The 17,010-nt window shown below is 68.6% G+C and carries 21 protein-coding genes, 1 pseudogene and 1 riboswitch; of the genes and pseudogenes, 9 read left to right on the forward strand and 13 right to left on the reverse strand.

Going from position 1 to position 17,010, the window contains the following annotated elements:
* From NN4_RS42035 to carD, 5 genes and pseudogenes are all read right to left on the reverse strand, one after another.
* Positions 1 to 109: pseudogene (locus NN4_RS42035) on the reverse strand (23S rRNA (guanosine(2251)-2'-O)-methyltransferase RlmB); the annotation flags it as partial.
* Entirely contained in the window at positions 109 to 1,539 is a 1,431-nt protein-coding gene (gene cysS / locus NN4_RS42040; protein ID WP_147143363.1) for a cysteine--tRNA ligase, read from the reverse strand. The gene cysS and the pseudogene NN4_RS42035, both read right to left, overlap by 1 nt.
* A 64-nt stretch (positions 1,540 to 1,603) precedes the next feature.
* Positions 1,604 to 2,071 carry a 2-C-methyl-D-erythritol 2,4-cyclodiphosphate synthase gene (gene ispF, locus NN4_RS42045; RefSeq protein ID WP_135237780.1) on the reverse strand — a complete coding sequence of 156 codons (468 nt, stop codon included), beginning with the start codon at positions 2,069 to 2,071 and terminating at the stop codon, positions 1,604 to 1,606.
* A 2-nt stretch (positions 2,072 to 2,073) separates the two neighbouring features.
* Positions 2,074 to 2,799 (reverse strand): 2-C-methyl-D-erythritol 4-phosphate cytidylyltransferase, encoded by a 726-nt coding sequence (gene ispD / locus NN4_RS42050; protein ID WP_107653858.1) that lies wholly within the window; start codon positions 2,797 to 2,799, stop codon positions 2,074 to 2,076.
* Positions 2,800 to 2,801: 2 nt separating this feature from the next.
* Positions 2,802 to 3,290, reverse strand: a complete 489-nt coding sequence (gene carD, locus NN4_RS42055; protein WP_011206964.1) for an RNA polymerase-binding transcription factor CarD — start codon at positions 3,288 to 3,290, stop codon at positions 2,802 to 2,804.
* A 343-nt stretch (positions 3,291 to 3,633) separates the two neighbouring features.
* On the opposite strand from carD, the gene NN4_RS42060 reads away from it, so the two are divergent.
* Together NN4_RS42060 and radA are read left to right on the forward strand one after the other, a co-directional pair.
* A complete protein-coding gene (locus NN4_RS42060) occupies positions 3,634 to 4,359 on the forward strand; it encodes a copper chaperone PCu(A)C domain-containing protein (protein ID WP_246181404.1) in 726 nt (241 codons plus the stop codon).
* Between the two features lie 120 nt (positions 4,360 to 4,479).
* Positions 4,480 to 5,892 (forward strand): DNA repair protein RadA, encoded by a 1,413-nt coding sequence (radA, locus tag NN4_RS42065; RefSeq protein ID WP_147143366.1) that lies wholly within the window; start codon positions 4,480 to 4,482, stop codon positions 5,890 to 5,892.
* A gap of 25 nt (positions 5,893 to 5,917) precedes the next feature.
* Here the strand turns inward: radA and NN4_RS42070 are convergent, their stop codons facing one another.
* On the reverse strand, positions 5,918 to 6,607 hold the full coding sequence (locus NN4_RS42070; RefSeq protein ID WP_147143369.1) for a hypothetical protein: 690 nt from the start codon (positions 6,605 to 6,607) through the stop codon (positions 5,918 to 5,920).
* A gap of 122 nt (positions 6,608 to 6,729) precedes the next feature.
* Positions 6,730 to 7,353, reverse strand: a complete 624-nt coding sequence (locus NN4_RS42075; protein WP_147143372.1) for a carbonic anhydrase — start codon at positions 7,351 to 7,353, stop codon at positions 6,730 to 6,732.
* 90 nt (positions 7,354 to 7,443) lie between these two features.
* Here NN4_RS42075 and NN4_RS42080 point away from each other — a divergent pair, with 90 nt between their 5' ends.
* Positions 7,444 to 8,340: an HhH-GPD family protein gene (locus tag NN4_RS42080; protein ID WP_147143375.1), complete on the forward strand. Its 897-nt coding sequence runs from the start codon at positions 7,444 to 7,446 to the stop codon at positions 8,338 to 8,340.
* A gap of 22 nt (positions 8,341 to 8,362) precedes the next feature.
* On the opposite strand, the gene NN4_RS42085 is transcribed toward NN4_RS42080, so the two are convergent.
* Positions 8,363 to 9,109 (reverse strand): alpha/beta fold hydrolase, encoded by a 747-nt coding sequence (locus tag NN4_RS42085; RefSeq protein ID WP_147143378.1) that lies wholly within the window; start codon positions 9,107 to 9,109, stop codon positions 8,363 to 8,365.
* A gap of 94 nt (positions 9,110 to 9,203) precedes the next feature.
* Here NN4_RS42085 and mhuD point away from each other — a divergent pair, with 94 nt between their 5' ends.
* From mhuD to NN4_RS42105, 4 genes are all read left to right on the forward strand, one after another.
* A complete protein-coding gene (mhuD, locus tag NN4_RS42090; RefSeq protein WP_135234505.1) occupies positions 9,204 to 9,518 on the forward strand; it encodes a mycobilin-forming heme oxygenase MhuD in 315 nt (104 codons plus the stop codon).
* Between the two features lie 71 nt (positions 9,519 to 9,589).
* Positions 9,590 to 9,754: riboswitch (cobalamin riboswitch) on the forward strand.
* 28 nt (positions 9,755 to 9,782) lie between these two features.
* Entirely contained in the window at positions 9,783 to 9,977 is a 195-nt protein-coding gene (locus NN4_RS42095) for a CbtB domain-containing protein (protein WP_147143381.1), read from the forward strand.
* The gene (locus tag NN4_RS42100) at positions 9,968 to 10,801 is read left to right on the forward strand and encodes a CbtA family protein (RefSeq protein WP_371865821.1); all 834 of its coding nucleotides are present in this window, start codon (positions 9,968 to 9,970) and stop codon (positions 10,799 to 10,801) included. The genes NN4_RS42095 and NN4_RS42100 overlap by 10 nt, the downstream gene beginning before the upstream one ends.
* A gap of 35 nt (positions 10,802 to 10,836) precedes the next feature.
* Positions 10,837 to 11,328 carry a hypothetical protein gene (locus NN4_RS42105; RefSeq protein ID WP_147143384.1) on the forward strand — a complete coding sequence of 164 codons (492 nt, stop codon included), beginning with the start codon at positions 10,837 to 10,839 and terminating at the stop codon, positions 11,326 to 11,328.
* Positions 11,329 to 11,402: 74 nt separating this feature from the next.
* On the opposite strand, the gene NN4_RS42110 is transcribed toward NN4_RS42105, so the two are convergent.
* From NN4_RS42110 to NN4_RS42120, 3 genes are all read right to left on the reverse strand, one after another.
* Positions 11,403 to 11,843 (reverse strand): OsmC family peroxiredoxin, encoded by a 441-nt coding sequence (locus NN4_RS42110; protein ID WP_147143387.1) that lies wholly within the window; start codon positions 11,841 to 11,843, stop codon positions 11,403 to 11,405.
* A gap of 191 nt (positions 11,844 to 12,034) precedes the next feature.
* Positions 12,035 to 12,355 carry a DMT family transporter gene (locus NN4_RS42115; RefSeq protein WP_107653848.1) on the reverse strand — a complete coding sequence of 107 codons (321 nt, stop codon included), beginning with the start codon at positions 12,353 to 12,355 and terminating at the stop codon, positions 12,035 to 12,037.
* A 1-nt stretch (position 12,356) separates the two neighbouring features.
* Positions 12,357 to 13,004, reverse strand: coding sequence for an FMN-dependent NADH-azoreductase (locus tag NN4_RS42120; protein WP_147143389.1), 648 nt, complete (start codon positions 13,002 to 13,004; stop codon positions 12,357 to 12,359).
* A gap of 170 nt (positions 13,005 to 13,174) precedes the next feature.
* On the opposite strand from NN4_RS42120, the gene NN4_RS42125 reads away from it, so the two are divergent.
* On the forward strand, positions 13,175 to 13,777 hold the full coding sequence (locus tag NN4_RS42125; RefSeq protein WP_147143392.1) for a TetR/AcrR family transcriptional regulator: 603 nt from the start codon (positions 13,175 to 13,177) through the stop codon (positions 13,775 to 13,777).
* A 52-nt stretch (positions 13,778 to 13,829) separates the two neighbouring features.
* Here the strand turns inward: NN4_RS42125 and NN4_RS42130 are convergent, their stop codons facing one another.
* Both NN4_RS42130 and NN4_RS42135 read right to left on the reverse strand, forming a co-directional pair.
* The gene (locus NN4_RS42130) at positions 13,830 to 14,681 is read right to left on the reverse strand and encodes an ABC transporter permease (protein WP_147143395.1); all 852 of its coding nucleotides are present in this window, start codon (positions 14,679 to 14,681) and stop codon (positions 13,830 to 13,832) included.
* Complete coding sequence (locus NN4_RS42135) at positions 14,678 to 15,580, reverse strand: ABC transporter ATP-binding protein (RefSeq protein ID WP_147143397.1); 903 nt, start codon at positions 15,578 to 15,580, stop codon at positions 14,678 to 14,680. The genes NN4_RS42130 and NN4_RS42135 overlap by 4 nt, the downstream gene beginning before the upstream one ends.
* Before the next feature lie 164 nt (positions 15,581 to 15,744).
* On the opposite strand from NN4_RS42135, the gene NN4_RS42140 reads away from it, so the two are divergent.
* Positions 15,745 to 17,010 (forward strand): sensor histidine kinase (locus tag NN4_RS42140; protein ID WP_246181405.1); only part of this gene is annotated, 1,266 nt, incomplete at its 3' end.

The following is a 17,010-nucleotide window of genomic DNA, read 5'->3' on the forward strand; positions in this document are numbered from 1 at the left end:
CGCCGCGGCCTTCGAGCCCGCGCCTGCGCTTACCGCCGGAGCCGACGACGGCACCCTTCTTGGTGCCGCCCTTACGAATCGCACCACGACGCTGCGAATTGCCTGCCATTACCCGGCCTTTCCAGATTGTGACGCGTCCGGCCCCGTGTGCGGCGCAGCGCCAAGGGCCCATTCCGGCCCATTTTGCGTGTCGGTGACCTCGATTCCGGCTGCCTGCAATCGATCGCGGGCGGCGTCGGCGCTCGCCCAATCCTTGTCTGCTCGCGCCTGTTGACGGCGGTCGAGCTCGGCGCGCACCAGCACGTCGAGCGCGCCCAGTGCCGCCGACGAGTCGCGTGGGGTGAACCAGTGCGGATCCAGCGGGTCGACACCGAGGATACCGAGCATGGCGCGGACCTGTCCGGCCAGGTCCCGTGCGCTGTCGATCGCGCCCGCTTCGAGCGCCTTGTTGCCCTCGTGCACGACGTGATGGATCTCGGCCAGCGCCTTCGGCACGGCGAGGTCGTCGTCGATGGCCGCGGCGAACGCGTCGGTCCACTTGCCGACCGGCACCTCGCCCGCGCGATCCACGGTGCGGTGCACGAACGCCTCGATGCGCTGATAGGACTGGGCGGCGTCGTGCAGCGCCTTGTCCGAGTACTCCAGCTTCGAGCGGTAGTGCGCGCTGCCGAGGTAGAACCGAAGTTCCACGGCGCGAACGTGTTTGAGCACGTTGGGCACCGAGAGCACGTTGCCGAGCGACTTGGACATCTTCTCGCCGCCCATGGTCACCCAGCCGTTGTGCAGCCAGTAGCCGGCGAAACCGTCACCGGCGCACTTGGATTGGGCGATCTCGTTCTCGTGGTGCGGGAACACCAGATCCATACCGCCGCAATGGATGTCGAATTCGGGGCCGAGATAGAACTCGGCCATCGCGGAGCACTCCAGGTGCCAGCCCGGCCTGCCGGGTCCCCACGGCGACGGCCAGGTCGGTTCGCCCGGCTTGGCGGCCTTCCACAGGGTGAAGTCGCGCGGGTCGCGCTTGCCTTCGCCCGCGCTCTCGCCCTGGGCCACGTCCTCGAGCCGATGCCCGGACAACCTGCCGTAGTCGGGGTAGCTCAGCACGTCGAAGTAGACGTTGCCCTCGGACGGGTACGCATGCCCGCGGTCGATCAGCCGCTGCATCATCTCGATCATCTGGGTGATGTGGCCGGTGGCCCGCGGTTGCGCGGACGGCGGCAGCACACCGAGCGTCTCGTAGGCGTTGTCGAAGGCCCGCTCGAAGGTGGCCGCCCACTCCCACCACGGCCTGCCCGCCTCGGCGGCCTTGATCAGAATCTTGTCTTCGATGTCGGTGACGTTGCGGATGAACCACACGTCGTAGTCGTGCGCGAGCAGCCAGCGGCGCAGCACGTCGAAGGCGACGCCGCTGCGCACATGGCCGATGTGCGGCGCGCCCTGCACGGTGGCGCCACACAGGTACACCGACGCGCGGCCGGGGACCAGGGGCGCGAAGTCGCGCATGGTCCGCGTATCGGTGTCAAAGAGGCGCAATGTCACGGCGTTCGATCCTAGCTGGTAGATAGGCCTGATCCGGACCCGGTTCAGGTCCGTCGGAGCTGGGTCAGCGACAGGCTTGTAGAAGGGCGGTCGCTATCGCGGCAACGCCCTCGCCGCGGCCGGTGAGGCCGAGGCCGTCGGTGGTCGTTCCGGAAACCGAGACCGGCGCGTCGAGCAGTTCACCGAGCACCTGCTGGGCTTCGCCGCGGCGCGGTCCGATCTTGGGTCGGTTGCCGATCACCTGGACCGCCGCGTTGACGATCTCGAAACCGGCCTCGTCGAGCAGCCTGCGCACTTCCTTCAGCATGGCGGCGCCGGAGACGCCCGCCCATTCCGGGCGGCCGGTGCCGAACACCGCGCCGACGTCACCGAGCCCGGCCGCCGACAGCAGCGCGTCGCAGAGCGCGTGCGCGGCGACGTCGCCGTCGGAGTGTCCGGCGCAGCCGTCGTCACCGTCGAAGAGCAGGCCCGCCATCCAGCAGGGGCGGCCCGCTTCGATGGGGTGCACGTCGCTGCCGATGCCGACTCGCATGGTCATCGGGCCACCGCCCGCCGGGCGTCGGCGCCGTCGAGCACTGCGTGCGCGAGCACCAGGTCGAGCGGGGTGGTGATCTTGAAAGCCAAGGGGTCGCCCGGGATGGTGTGCACCTGGGTGCCGAGCAGTTCGACGAGCCCGGCGTCGTCAGTGGCCTGGACGCCCTCGGACAGGTAGGCCGAGCGCAGCAGTTCGGCGGCGAAGCCCTGCGGAGTCTGGATGGCGCGCAGTTGGGCGCGGTCCGGGGTGCCGGTGACCGCGCCTGCCGCGTCGACGGACTTGATGGTGTCGGTGACCGGCAGCGCGGGGACCACGGCGAGATGTCCGGCGCGCAGCTCGGCGGCGACCCGGGCGATGAGCTCGGGTGGCGTCAGCGCGCGCGCGGCATCGTGCACGAGGTAGTAGGCGGCCTCGGGTGCGGCGGCGAGGCCTGCCCGCACCGAGTCGATGCGTTCGGCGCCGCCGACGACCACGTGTACCGAATCCGAGGGCGGCAGCAGGGCAACGGCGCTCTCGACGAATTCGGCGGGAACCATAACGATGATCCGGTCGACCGCGCCGGAGGCGATCAGGCCTTCGACGGCGAGCCGGACCATAGGGCTGCCGCCGACCGGGACGAACGCCTTGGGTGTGGCTTCACCCAGACGCACGCCACGACCGGCGGCAGGCACCAAAGCAACGACGGTTCCGTCGGTGAGACGAGCACCGTTGTCGAGTTTGTTCACGGTCAGGAAGCCGCGGCGAGGACCTCGTCCAGCAGCGTCTCGGCCTTGCCGTCATCGGTGCCTTCGGCGAGCGCGAGCTCACCGACGAGGATCTGACGGGCCTTGGCGAGCATCCGCTTCTCGCCGGCGGACAGGCCGCGATCCTGCTCACGACGCCACAGGTCGCGGACGACCTCAGCCACCTTGTTCACATCGCCGGAGGCGAGCTTCTCCAGGTTGGCCTTGTAACGGCGGGACCAGTTGGTCGGCTCCTCCGTGTGCGGCGCGCGCAGGACCTGGAAGACTCGATCGAGACCCTCCTGGCCGACGACGTCACGTACGCCGACGTATTCGGCGTTCTCAGCGGGAACCCGAACAGTCAGATCGCCCTGGGCGACCTTCAGGACCAGATACTCTTTTTGCTCACCCTTGATGGTGCGAGTCTCGATAGCTTCGATCAGCGCCGCTCCGTGGTGGGGGTAAACGACGGTGTCTCCGACCTTAAAAATCATGTGTCCCGTGCCCCTTTCGATGTTCACAGTTTAACATGCGACTCGGTAACGGCGCGATCAACTGTGCAGGTCAGGGCCACAACGAGGCGGCCGTGGGGCTTGACAGAACCCGCATGGTGTGCATTACGTTGTGCCAGAACAGGTTAACTCCCCGCACTGTCCCCGTCCCGGCCCCCCACCTGAGCTGGCAGTGCGTCCGCGATCCCGGCGGCGCTCGACCGATCTGTTATCAACGACCCGCGCGTCGCGAGCCCCGGCTCCCGGTCCGCAGCGGGAACTACTACGCTCCCTAGTTATTACTCTCCCTTGCGGAGTGAGCCCGGTCGACATGGAGGGACAACCCGTGACTGCCCTGAAAGCTGTGACCGCCCTGAAAAAGGTGCGACGTCGCATGGTGCCGGTTGCCGCACTCGCCGCGGGCGCGGCGATCGCGCTCACCGGCTGTAGCTCGGGCCAGATCTCGCAGACCGCCGACCAGGTGGCCGCGATCAACGGCAACAACGCCGACGTCGGCAAGATCGCGCTGCGCAACGTGCACATCGTCTATCCCGCCGGTGGCACCGAGTACACCAACACCAAGGGCGGCAAGGCGGTCATCGCCCTGTCGATCATCAACAACAGCCCGTCCGTGCCCGACGAGCTGACCAGCCTCACCTCCGACCTCGGCACGGTGAAGATCACCCCGTCCACCGGCAAGTCGAAGGTCGAGCTGGCCCCGCAGCAGACCGTGGTCGCGGCCACCAAGCCGGTCAAGCCCACGACGCAGGCGGGCGACTCGCACAGCGCGGCGCCGACCTCGGCCAAGCCCGGCACGCCGGACGCGCACGGCGACGACCACGCCACCGCCCCCGTGGCCACCGACGATCCGGCGGCCCAGCCGATCCTGATCGAGATCACCGGACTGACCAGGGACATCACCCCTGGCCTCACCTACAACGTGGCGTTCAACTTCAAGCAGAACGGCACCGTGCAGGTCCAGGTACCGGTCGACGCGGGCACGCACACCGAGCGGCACGAGTCGGACCTCTCCGGCCCGGCCGAGGTCGAGCACAAGGGCGGCGGACACTGACCGTATAGGCCTCTTTACGAGACGGCTGCCACATCCCTCGGATGCGGCAGCCGTTCGTTTATGCCGCCACGCGGTCCCGACGGCGGCCTTGTTGTCGGACGCGGTACGTAAGGTGCGCGTGTGGCAAAGACCAAGTCGATCTTCCGGTGCTCCGCCTGCACGCACGAGGTCGCCAAGTGGGTGGGTAAGTGCCCCGACTGCGGGGCGTGGGGCACCGTCGACGAGGTCGCCGTCACGGCGACGGGGGCGGGCTCGCCCGCCCGGCGGGCGATGCTGCCGAGCACCGCCGCCGCCCCCATCTCCACCATCGACTCCAAGATCACCCAGGCGCGGTCGACGGGGGTCAGCGAGCTCGACCGGGTGCTCGGCGGCGGCGTCGTGCCCGGCTCGGTGGTGCTGCTGTCCGGCGAGCCCGGCGTCGGCAAGTCGACGCTGCTCCTGGAGGTCGCGCACCGCTGGGCCAGACAGAACGACGCGAAGGCGCTCTACGTCACCGCCGAGGAATCGGCGGGTCAGGTGCGGCTGCGGGCCGACCGGACCGGGGCGGTGCACGAGCGGGTATATCTGGCCGCGGAGTCCGATCTGTCGATCGTGCTCGGGCATGTCGAGCAGGTGCGGCCGACGCTGCTGGTGGTCGACTCGGTGCAGACCATGCTCGCGCCCGAGGTGGACGGCGTGATCGGCGGCGTCACCCAGGTGCGCGCGGTCACCGCCGCGCTGACCTCGCTGGCCAAGGCGACCGGGATCGCGGTGCTGCTGGTGGGCCATGTCACCAAGGACGGCAACGTCGCGGGCCCGCGCACGCTGGAACACCTCGTCGACGTGGTGCTGCAGTTCGAGGGCGACAAGAACTCGACGCTGCGCATGGTGCGCGGCATCAAGAACCGCTTCGGCAGCGCCGACGAGGTCGGCTGTTTCGAACTGCACGAGGACGGCATCGCCTGCGTCGACGACCCGTCCGGGCTGTTCCTGCACCACCGCACCGATTCGGTGCCAGGCACCGCGGTCACCGTGGCGATGGACGGCAAGCGGCCGCTGGTCGCCGAGGTGCAGGGCCTGACGGTGGAGACCGAGATCCCGAATCCGCGCCGCGCGGTCAGCGGCCTCGACTACAACCGGGTCGCGATGGTGCTCGCCGTGCTGCAGAGCCGCGGCAAGGTGTTCATCGGCAAGTCCGATGTGTACGCCGCGACGGTCGGTGGCATGCGCCTGCTGGAGCCGGCCGCCGACCTGGCCATCACGCTCGCCATCGCCAGCGCCAATTCGGAGGTGGCGATTCCGGCGGGCTGGGTGATCCTCGGCGAGGTCGGACTGGCCGGCGAGGTACGCAAGGTGACCGGCCTCGAACGCAGACTGGCCGAGGCCGAGCGGCTCGGCTTCACCACCGCGCTGGTGCCGCCGGGCTATGCCCCGCTCAAGCGCGGCGGCATGAAGATCCATGAGGTCGCCGACGTGCGCGCGGCCATCCGCATCACCGGCACCCGCAAGCGGCGCGCAACGAAGGAGGCGACCGAGGTGGCACCCGATTTCTAACGGGGCCAACCGAATTCGCGGCGGCTCAGGTGGTGGTCAGGTTGAACGGCTCCGGCGAACTGTGCAGCGAACCGAATTGCGCGATGACCTGATAGGCGCCCGCGGGCACCGGCACGCGTTCACCTACGCAGCCCTGCTGCGAGGTGGTGCCCGACCAGCGCACCGTGAACAGCGCCTGCTCACCGGGTTTCAGATTGCGCGCGTTCGACTCGTCCACGGGCGAACAGTCCGAACTCGTCCAGAACCGGCGCTGGCCGTCCAGCGACAGCACCGAGGCCTGGATCTGGGCCAGGTTCATATCGCGCTGACACATCACGCTGGAGATGTTGGTGATGACGATCCGGAAGTTCGGCTGCTCGCCGACCCGGTAGGTCGGCTGATCCACGCTGATCTTTATGGCCAGCGACTGATCGGGGCACTGACCCGCCCCCGCGGCAGGCTCGTTCGACGCGGACGAGGCGGCACTCGACGGTGCGGGCGTGCCGGATTCGCTCGGCTCCGCGGCCTTCGTCGTCGAGGCATCCGCGGGCTTGCTCGCCGTGCTGGACGACGAGCTCGCCGCGACGGGCTTCGAGTCACCGGGCGAGTCGCCGCCGCGGGAGACCGTCAGTACCAGCCAGATGACCAGCGCCAGCGCGACGACCAGGGCGCCGATCGCCAATGCGCGACGACGCCAATAGATCTCCGGTGGCAGCGGTCCATTCGGTTCCAGCACGCCTCAACGGTAAGGGCACCATCGGGCGCAGCGACTCATGCCTGCGGCGTGTCGGTCCGGAATAGGTGATCGTGGCGAGTAAATTCCGGCCCGCACGCAGGGGAAACTCCGGCGACCCCGGCTCAGGCGAGCTCGCCGATGTTGCCGACGACACGCTGCAACTTCACCTGGCCGTCGGCGAGCTTGTATGTGACACAGGCGATCGCGAGCTCACCGGTCGCCACCCGCTGCGAGATGATCATCGACCGTTGCATGAGCAGCCTGCTCGTCTCCACCACGTGCCTGGCCTCCATCTCGTCGACGGTGGACAGGCCCTCCCTGCGTCCGATCAGAATGGACGGCGTGACCTTCTCGACCACACTGCGGATGAATCCGCCGGGCACCTCGCCGCCGTCGAGCGCGTCGATGGTGGCCTTCACCGCGCCGCAGCTGTCGTGACCGAGCACCACGATGAGCGGTACGTCGAGCACCTGCACCCCGTACTCGATCGAGCCGAGCACCGAGCTGTCGACGACATGGCCTGCGGTGCGCACCACGAACATGTCACCGAGTCCCTGATCGAAGATCAGCTCGGCGGCGACTCGGGAGTCACCGCAACCGAACAGGATTGCGGACGGGTGCTGGCCGTCGACGAGCTTGGCTCGGTCATTGGCGCCCTGGCTAGGATGCAGCAGCGCACCGGAGACGAAACGGTCGTTGCCTTCACGCAAAGACTTCCAGGCACTGACCGGATTGGAATCAGGCATACCGATCATTGTGCACAAGGCTCGTGTTACCAGCCAGTTCGTTTGGTTACAGGTCGGCAAATACCGACCGGCAGCAGTAGGACAGGAACAGTGAGGAAAGCTCCGAACAGCATCGATGCGGACGTGTTGCTCGACTGGTACGCCGAGACCGCGCGCGACCTGCCGTGGCGTCGGGCCGAGGTCACCGCGTGGCAGATCCTGATGAGCGAGATCATGCTGCAGCAGACGCCGGTGGTCCGGGTCGAGCCGATCTGGCGCGAGTGGGTGGCGCGCTGGCCGGTGCCGTCGGCGATGGCGGCCTCCTCGCAGGCCGAGGTGTTGCGGGCCTGGGGCAAACTCGGCTATCCACGCCGCGCGCTGCGGCTGCACGAGTGCGCCAGGGTGCTCGCGGCCGAGCACGGCGACGAGGTGCCCGCCGATGTCGAGGTGTTGCTGAGCCTGCCCGGCATCGGGGCGTACACCGCGCGGGCGGTCGCGTGTTTCGCCTACGGGCAACGGGTTCCGGTGGTCGACACCAATGTGCGCCGGGTGGTCGCCCGTGCCGTGCACGGGCGCGCCGAGGCCGGCAATCCGTCCTCGCGCGACCTGCCGGAGACCGAAGCCCTACTGCCGCAACAGATCGACCGCGCCGCGGTGTTCTCGGCCGCGCTGATGGAGCTGGGCGCGACGGTGTGCACCGCCCGCACACCGGACTGTGCGCGCTGCCCGCTGCCGACCTGCGCATGGGTCACCGCGGGCCGCCCGGTCTCCGAAATCGTCCGTCGCACACAGAAATACGAGGGCACCGACCGCCAAGCTCGCGGCCGTTTGCTCGACGTGCTCCGCGGCGCGACCGGTCCGGTGGAACGGGTGCGGCTGGATCTGGCGTGGCCGCGCGACCCCGGCCAGCGGGCCCGCGCGCTGGACTCGCTGCTGGTCGACGGGTTGATCGAGCAGACCGTCGATGGTCTGTTCGCCCTCGCGGGCGAAGGCGGCTCCGGAGCCTGACCGTGTGCGGCTGTGCCGAGCGCTACGGGTTCAGGACGCGGCGGAGGAAGCGTTCGACCTCGGCGCGGTAGTGCTCGGGTTGGTCGTCGTGCACGAGATGTGCTGCGCCGGTGACGAGTACGTGCTGGGCGTCGGGGTGGACTTCGGCCATCCGACGCATCTGGCCGGGCGGTGTGATGGTGTGTTCGCCCTCCAATAGCAGGGCGGGCACGCGGATGGCGTGCCACTGCGGCCAGAAGTCACGACTGCCCCATTCCTCGGAGATATCGCGGAAGGTCGCGACCGAGCCGTGCAGCCGGTAGCCGTCCGGACCGTGCTCGAACGAGTTCAGGAAGTACCGCCCGGCGACCGGCCCGAAGAACTTCAGCACCGCGGCCGCGTCCGGAAACGGTTGCGGCCACGCCTCGATCATCGCCGCCCAGTTCGCCGCCGTGCGGCCGGTGAAATCCGGGGCGATGTCCTCGATCACCAGCGCGCGCACCCGACCGGGGTGCGTCGCGGCGAAGACCCAGCCGTGCAGCGCGCCCATCGAATGCCCGATCACCACCATCGGCTCGGTGATGCCCGCGGTCGCTGCGGCCAGGTCGGCGACGAAGGCCTCGGTGGTCAGCTCGGCAGGCGCCGGTCTGCCGTGGCCCGCGGCATCGAAGGTGTAGACGTGGCCGTAGTCGCGCAGCCAGTCCAGTTGGTCGTGCCAGGTCCGGGCGCTGCCCATCAGTCCGTGCAGCAGCAGGATCGGCACCCCCGCTCCGCCTTCGTCGTGCAACACCCCGCCGATTCTGCCGGGCCTGCGCGCGGCGTGCGCGCTGCCCCCGGATACGGCCCATACCGAGTGGCCGCTCGCGGGTCGTATTGTCGAGGCCATGGCTGTTGTGAAGATCAACGCGATCGAGGTTCCCGAGGGCGCCGGCCCCGAGTTGGAGAAGCGGTTCGCCCACCGTGCGCACGCGGTCGAGGGTTCGCCCGGCTTCCTCGGCTTCCAGTTGCTCCGGCCGGTCGCCGGGGATAACCGGTACTTCGTTGTCACCCAGTGGGATTCGGAAGAGTCGTTCGCGGCCTGGCGGGACGGGCCCGCGCGCGAGGCGCACGCGGGTGAGCGGCAGAAGCCGGTCTCCACGGGTGCTTCGCTGCTCGAGTTCGAGGTGGTCCTCGACGTGGCCGCGAAGCCCGCGAGCTGACGTAGGTCAGGGATGGCCGGGCGGGCTGACCTGCCCGGCGACTCGCCCGACGGCGGGGCGCGGTCCGCGCTGGTCATATTGACGTCGGGTGCCTCCAGGTGTCACAGTTCGAAGGACAAAACGCGAGGGTGATGCGGTAATCCGGTGCGATTCCGGAGCGGTCGCGCCACTGTGTTCCATGCATCGAGCCCTTGGGTGCCGGACAGCCAGACACCGGCACTCTCGCCCCCATTCGACGGGACGCGCATCCCTAGGAGGACTCGCATGGCTATCGCGCATTCGCCGAGCCGGGCAACCGATTCACTCGCCACTGTGCTCGTCACGGTAGGTGTCGTTCTTCTCGCACTGCTCACGCTGTACCTGGTCGGCTTCGACCAGGGCGTCGTCTCGCGCAGCGGGATGTACCTGCACGAGCTGATGCACGACGGACGTCACCTGCTGGGGCTTCCGTGCCACTGAGCTCACCCACCCCGCCGACTCCGTCGGCTGCCGTCCCCCTGGTCGGTTCCCTCAAGACCCTCCTTCTGCGCGGACTTTTAGCAGGCCTCATCGCAGGCCTGCTGGCCGCATCGGTCGGCTACTTCGTCGGCGAGCCGAAGGTCGACGCCGCCATCGCCATCGAGGAAGCCGGTTCCGCCGCGGATCATCCGCACGGCGCGGAACCGGAGGCGAGCGGCGGACATTCGCACGGCGACGAGGAAGAACCACTGGTCAGCCGCGCCGGACAGAAGGCGGGACAGTTCCTCGCCCTCGGCCTGGCCGGCCTGGCGCTCGGCGCGATCTTCGCCTCGGTCGCGCACTTCGCGCGGCGCTACACGACGTTCTCCGGGCCGAAACTCGCGCTCGCGCTCGGCCTCGGTGGCTGGGCCGCGATCGTCGCGGTGCCGTTCTTCAAATATCCAGCGAACCCACCCGCGGTCGGTGATCCGGACACGATCAACCAGCGCACCCTGCTGTGGTTGGCGGCGGTGCTGCTCGGCTTGGTAGCGGTCGGTGTCGGCGTGTACGTCTACAAGGTGCTGCGCGGGCGGTTGAGCATGCTGCGGTTGATCGCCGGAGTCGCCGCGTTCGTCCTCGTCACTGCGGTGGGCTACATCCTGCTGCCCGGCGTCGACGAGGTGAAGGCGGACTTCCCGGCCAGCCTGCTGTGGCAGTTCCGGGTGGCGTCGCTGGCCCAGACCGCGACGCTGTGGGCCTGCCTGGCCCTCGGCTTCGCCGCGCTCACCGAATTCGCCACGCGCACTGATACTCCGGTACGAGAGTCGATCGCTACCGCGGGCTGATCCGCATCCAGAAGACGAGGGGCAGTGTCGGTGTCATGACCGACACCGCCCTTTCTCTTTGGCCCGCACCGCTTCGCTCGGGTGCGCCCGTCGAGCCACCACGCGCCATCCGCATCGCCTACCTCGGCCTGGTCGCTGCACTGCTCGCCGGGGTCGCCGAGGCGATTGTTCAGGTCGCCGCACTGCTCGAACGCGAAGAGGTCGACGTGACGAGCCTGGCGACGGGTCTCGCCGTGCGACTGGGCATCTACCTGGTGGTGCTGCTGGTCGCCATCCGGATGACGCACGGCGCCCGCTGGGCCCGGCTGGTACTAACCTTCGGCATCGGCGTGATCGGCCTGCTGTCACTGGTCATCGAGCCGCTGGCCGCGCTGCTGTCCGCCGACAAGTTCGGCGACCTGTTCGCGAATATCACCGTCGAATCCGCGACCATCGGGCTGTTCCGCGTCATCCACATCGCCGCAGTCCTGGTCGCCATCCCCGCGATGTATCGCCCCGAGGCCCGTCACTTCTTTCGCCGGGCCTGAACATTTCGCATAATCACATGGCTTTCCGCACACCAGCCGGTGTGCGAAAAACCATGCGGCGGTGCGAGTGCCAACTACGCCAGGGCCGCGTCGAGCAGGATGTGGTCGACGCCCGCGAGCGCCTTGCTGACCGGGCAGCCCGCCTTGGCGGCCTCCGCGGCGGCGGCGAAGGCATCGGCGTCGATGCCGGAGACCTTGCCGCGGACGGTCAGCTTGATGCCGGAGATCCGGAAGCCGCCGGCCGGGTCGGGACCGAGGGTCACGTCGGCGGTGACGTCCAGGCTCTCCGGGGTGCCGCCCGCATTGCCGATCTGCGCCGAGAGCGCCATCGCGTAGCAGGACGAGTGCGCGGCCGCGATGAGCTCCTCCGGGCTGGTGGTCCCATCGGCCTCGTCGGCGGAACGCTTGGGGAACGACACGTCGTACTTGCCGATCCCGGAACTGGCCAGCTCGACCTGCCCGGACCCTTCCTGAAGTGAGCCGGTCCAGGCCGTACGAGCGGTACGTGTAGGCATTAAATCCCTTTCGCTGGTAAGCAATTTCCGATGCAGCCCCCGAGCTTAGCCAGCCCGCCGCCCCACGTCTCGGGGTCAGACTAGAGCGCCGCATTAGCAACCTCAGCGATGCGGCGCAGGCGTGATTTGTCCCCGATAAGTGGCCGCAGCAGCACGAAACATGTTGCCGCGTCGACGCTTCGGAGTCCAGCCTATTCCGGATTGGTGACCCGCGCCAGCACGATTCCGCCGAGGATCAGCGAGAGCGCGAGCACCCGTCCCGCGCTGAGCGGGTCCTTGTGGACCACGATCCCGAGACCGATAGCCCCGATCGCACCGATTCCGGTGAAGACCGCATATGCGGTACCGACGGGCAAGGTCTGCATGGCCCTGGACAGCAGATACACCGCGGTGGCGCCGAGCACGAAGCAGATCACGGTCGGCACCAGGCGGGTGAAGTTCTCCGTCGGTTTGATGCTCTGCGACCAGACGATCTCCACCAGGCCCGCGATGCCGAGCAGCACCCAGTTCATGTCAGTACTCCTTCGCGAGGGCGCGCGCGGCCTCCATCGCCAGCGCGTACGACTCGTCGTGCTTACCGCGCAGGTGTGCCAGCGCGGGATCCTGCCTGGCATTGGCCAGCTCGGCGTTCACGAAAACGGCGTCCTGGACGGCGAAGTGGCCCGCGAAGAAGTCCCGCAGGAATCGCTCCTGATAGTCGAAGGCGGCCTTCGGCGCACCGGGTGAGTACGCGCCGCCCCGGGCGGTCACCACGACGAAACGGCGGTGCCCCAGGGACATTCGCGGGAAGGTCACCTGGTCCAGCCAGGCCTTGAGCGAGGCCGGAATCGAGTAGTTGTACATCGGGGTGCCGATCAGGATGACGTCCGCGGCCAGCACCTCGGCCAGCAGCGGCTCGACGATCGCCCATGCCGCGGCCTGTTCCGGTGTGCGCACCAACTCGCCGAGCCGGTCCAGGTCGGTGCGGTCCTGCGCGAGCACCGCGTCGCACAGTTCGGTCCACGCCGCGTCGATGAACGGCACCGGCTCGGCCGCCAGGTCCCGGTAGCGATAGCCGCCGTCCGGGTTCTGGGGCCGCCAGTCTTCGGCGAACGCCGAGCTCAGCTCCCGGCTGATCGAACGGGTACGGGCGCTCGCATCCAGGTGCAGCAGGTTGCTCATGGTCAGGCCTCACTCTGTGGTTCATGTCGTTGATGCGGGCATCGACTTTCGCCGACGCCTCGAAGTGCCTGTCATCAACTGGACAACCTGTCCACTTGATGACAGAACCGACCATAACCACAAACGGACATACTGTCCACTTGTTCCGGAAATCCGGTACAGTCAGCGGCATGACCAGCCACAGGGATCTGCTCACCGGGCAAGCGGCACCCCCCGCAGCAGTGCCCGAGCGCGCGGACGCGGCACGTAACCGGGCCAAGGTGCTGGCCGCGGCCGCCGAGCTGTTCGCCACCCGCGACCCGCGCACCGTCACCATGGACGACATCGCCAAGGCGGCAGGCGTCGGCCGCGGCACCCTGTACCGCCGCTACCCGGACACGAATTCGATCGCCGTCGCCCTGCTGGACGCACACGAGCGGGCACTGCAAGAGCAGTTGCTCGGCGGCCCGCCACCGCTCGGCCCCGGCGCGCCGCCCGCCGAACGACTGGTCGCGTTCTACGCCGCGATGGTCGAATTGCTGGACGCCCACGCGGATTTGGTACTCGGCGCGGAAACCGGTGGTGCACGATTCGCGACCGGTGCGTACGGATTCTGGTACGCCCATCTGCGAGCGCTGTTGGTGGCAGGCAAGATTCACGAACCCGATGCCCTCATAGATGCGCTCCTCGCGCCCTTGGCGGCGGAGGTGTACCAGCAGCAACGCAGCCGAGGCCTGACCTCGGCGCAAATCGCCGACGCGCTGGGTCAGCTCGCCCGATCCGTGCTGGGCTGACATACGAAAGCCGTTGGTGGTTGTCCACCAACGGCTTTCGGTTCAGGGTCGCTCACCCGAGATCGCGGCTGCGCATCAGCCACAGGGTCCCCGCCACGAAGACCACGATGTAGCACCCGAGCACGATCAGCGCTTCAGTACGCGACAAGATGTCGAGCACGCCGGGTGTCCCGGCCCCCACGGTCCGCATCGCGCCGGCCAGGGACCCGGCGGCCGTACCGGGCAGGTGATCGGTGATCACCGCGATCGGCGCGAAGATGGCCGCGACACCGCGCAGCAGGTTCTCCACCACGAGCACCCAGACCAGCCCGAGGCCGACGGCCAGCGCCGGACCGCGAGCGACTACCCCGATCAGTGCGCCCGCTAAGGTCCACATGCCCAGAATCGCGACGCCCGTGAGGATTCCGAGCGCCGACTGGTTCAGCGACGGCAGCGCGAGCGACTGCGACTGGGTCGCGCCGATCAGCGCCGCCACCCCGATGTCCACCACGAACGCGGTGAGCACCAGCCCGACCACCACGACAACCAGGCTCACCACCACGCCGCCGACCGCACTGATCCGCGACGGGCCCTGGGTGAACACGGTTTTCCAAGTGCCCCAGCCGAATCCGCTGCCGGTGGTCAGCGCACCGAGCACCAGCATCAGCGCACCACCGAACATCGCCATGCCCTGGGTGAACACCGCAGGCACCGCGGCGGGCAGCATCTGTTGCAGCAGCGCCTCTTTCGGCAGGCCGTTCGACATGCGGGTCGACTCGCCCGAGGTGTAGGCGAGATAGTTGAACAGGTAGGAAAATGTCAGGTTCAGCAGAATCCAGGTGCCCAGGACGATCCAGAACGCGGGCCACTTCCGCAGCCGCAGCGCCTCGGCCCTGGTGCTCGCCAACAGGTCTTGCACAGTCATTTCGCCACTTCCAGCTGAGTCATCTCGAAAAACACTTCTTCCAGGGACTTTTCGTCGATCCGCAGTTCCAACAGGTCAGCGCCCGCTTCGACGACCGCCCGCACGACGGCGGGCGCGGTTCCGGTCCCCGCCTCGATCCGGATGCCGCTCGCGGTCAGCATCGCGGCGCGTTCACCGACCACCGCCCGCACCGCGGGGAACGCCACTTCCAGCGGGTCGGCCCGCAGCAGCAGCGAGGAGCCGCCACGCAGTTCGGTCACGGTCGACTCGACGAGCAGCTTGCCCTGCGCGATCACGCCCACCCGGTCGCAGATCTCCTGCACCTCGCTGAGCATGTGACTCGACAGCAGCACCGTGTGCCCGTCGCCGGCGAGAGTGGTGATGAGCTCCCGCATTTCGGCCATGCCCTGCGGGTCGAGACCGTTGGTCGGCTCGTCCAGGATCAGCAGATCGGGCGTGCCGAGCAGCGCCGCACCGACCCCGAGCCGCTGCTTCATGCCGAGCGAGTAGGTGCGGAACTTGTCGTCGGCGCGATCGGCCAGGCCGACCCGGACCAGCGCGTCCTCCACCGCCGGGTAGCCGATGCCCCGGTATTTCGCGAGCACCCGCAGGTTGTCCCGCCCGGATAGGTACGGGTAGAAGCCGGGCCCCTCGATGAGCACGCCGATCCGGCGGACCACCGCGGGGTCACCCGGCGCATGGCCGGCCACCGTCGCGGTACCCGCGCTCGGGCGGATCAGCCCGACCAGCATGCGCAGCGTGGTCGTCTTGCCCGCGCCGTTCGGACCGAGGAACCCGTAGATCTCCCCGGCCGCAACGCTCATGCTCACGCCGTCCACCGCGGTATGCGCGCCATAGCGTTTGGTCAACCCTCGGGTGACCACCATCGAATCTGTCATGCACCGAGAATCCCGCCGCAGGCCGTCCCGCCACATCCGCCGCGCGGCGACGTTCGGTGTACGTAAAGCGCACTACGCTCCAGCGTTACCTGAGTAATACGTAGCGAGGCGGACGCCGAACCGCGGGTAAGCCGAATAGGCTGCTGTAAGTGAGGGCAGGGATGATGAGTCGAAGCTCGCTTGGCTGGGATTGGGGCGTGGCGCTGGTCGTGGCCGCGCTCCAAATCGTGGGCGGCACGTTCGCGAACATGAGAATGGGCGCGAACTCCCTCGACTTCGTCGGGTACCTGCTACTACTCGCCGGTCCGGTAGCGCTGATCTGGCGACGGGCCCGGCCGCTGCCGGTGCTGCTCGTCGCCTTCGGTGCCTGCCTGATCTATTCGACGCTCGGCTACGGGTACGGGCCGATCTTCTTGTCGTTGATCATCGCCTTCTTGACGGCGGCGAGCACCGGATCACGGTGGTGGACTTACCCGCTCGTGCCGATCGGCTACTCCGTGCTGATCTGGCCGTTGCCCGCACTGCTCGGGCGCGGAGCGAACCTCTGGCAGATCTTCGCGCTGATGGCCTGGCTCGTCGTGTTGCTGTGCGTGGTGGAGGGCATCCGGCAGCGCAAGACCGTGCTGGTCGCGCGCAGGCAGCGGGCCGAGGCCGCGCGCCGGGACGAGGAGGCGCAGCGGGAGCGGCGGGCCAGCGAGGAGCGCCTCGCCATCGCGCGCGAGCTGCACGACGTACTGGCGCACAGCCTTTCGCTGATAAACGTGCAGTCCTCGGTCGCGCTCGAGCTGTTCGACAAAAAGCCCGAGCAGGCCGCCTCCGCCCTGGACGCGATCAAGACGGCCAGCCGCGACGCACTCACCGAGGTGCACACGCTGCTGCACTCGATCCGCACCGGCGGCACGGTCGCCGACGAAACAGCCGACGCCGAAGGCGAATTCGCCGAGGTCGAACGCGACGCACCGAGCCGTCGCCGCCCGCGCGGCTGGACCGGGCGCAATGCCGCTGGTGCCGAGCGGGTTTCGGCAGCGGACGAGCAATCGGACAGGGCCGGTAGCGAATCCGCCGAACCCGAGCCGCGTCCGGCCGCACCACGCGCGCCCGCGCCGAGCATTGCCGAGCTGGACACCCTGCTGCAGCGCGCCCGCGCGGCCGGATTGACGGTGAGCACCAAGATAATCGGCGAACCACAGCAGCTGCCCAGCGTGATCGACGTGGCGGCCGCGCGCATCATCCAGGAGTCGCTGACCAATGTGGTGCGGCACGCGCCGGGCGCGGAAGCAACAGTGACGGTGCGCTATGCGGCGCAATCGGTCGACCTCACCGTCGACAACTCTCGCCCGACCGCCCCCGCGACGAGGTCGGGAACCAGCGGCGGCAACGGGATCATCGGCATGCGCGAGCGGACGCACGCCCTCGGCGGCGCGCTCACC

The sequence above is a fragment of the Nocardia ninae NBRC 108245 genome, from assembly GCF_007990755.1.
In the GTDB taxonomy this organism is placed as follows: Bacteria; Actinomycetota; Actinomycetes; order Mycobacteriales; family Mycobacteriaceae; genus Nocardia; species Nocardia ninae.